The following is a 631-nucleotide window of genomic DNA, read 5'->3' on the forward strand; positions in this document are numbered from 1 at the left end:
CTTCAAGGACGTGCGCAACGAACTGCGTGCTGCACTCGAAGACGAATTTGCGGCGGCCGGTGTGCGTAATGCAGACAAGCTGATTCGTCGCGTGTTTGCTTCGCACGGTGTGGACTACGCTAAGGCAATCCTGACCATCGCCAATCAACTGAAGGACAAGCCGGTTGAAGTGCGTAACTCGCATGCTTCGGCACTCGATATGTTGGGTGACGAAGAACACGTGAAGCCTGATCTGGAAGACGATGGTCTGACGGAAGCTGGTCACGATGAACCGTTTGCAGATGAATACGAAGACGACGCTCGCGCGCCGGTCTCTGTTGAAGCTGCACTCCGTATGGGCCGCCCGGGCTACGCTTCACCGCGCCGGGTGTTTGCGGGTAACAACGGTGGCGCAGTGTCGGTGACGGCCGCTGCGATTCTGTCGGGCAACGCTAAGCTCCCGTTCTCAGCGTTCTAAACCACATTCCCTAATTTAAGGGGAGACAGGAGAACTGCACAATTAATCAGTTCTCCTGCTTAATTTCCACACTGGAGAAAACACATGTCTATCTATTTCCCGGGTTCGAAGATCGAGCAAAGCACCGAAATGCTGGTTGCGCTCGGCGCTCAATTCACGGCCGAAGGCCAAGCA

1 protein-coding gene is annotated in these 631 nt (G+C 55.3%); it reads left to right on the forward strand.

Translation table 11 applies throughout. The features are described from left to right. A partial coding sequence (locus tag AC1RPG_RS07945; protein ID WP_481762459.1) for a hypothetical protein occupies positions 1-457 on the forward strand: 457 nt, incomplete at its 5' end. Positions 458-631: the final 174 nt, after the last annotated feature.

Source organism: Dellaglioa sp. CoH-57-MRSF-18, from assembly GCF_056781995.1.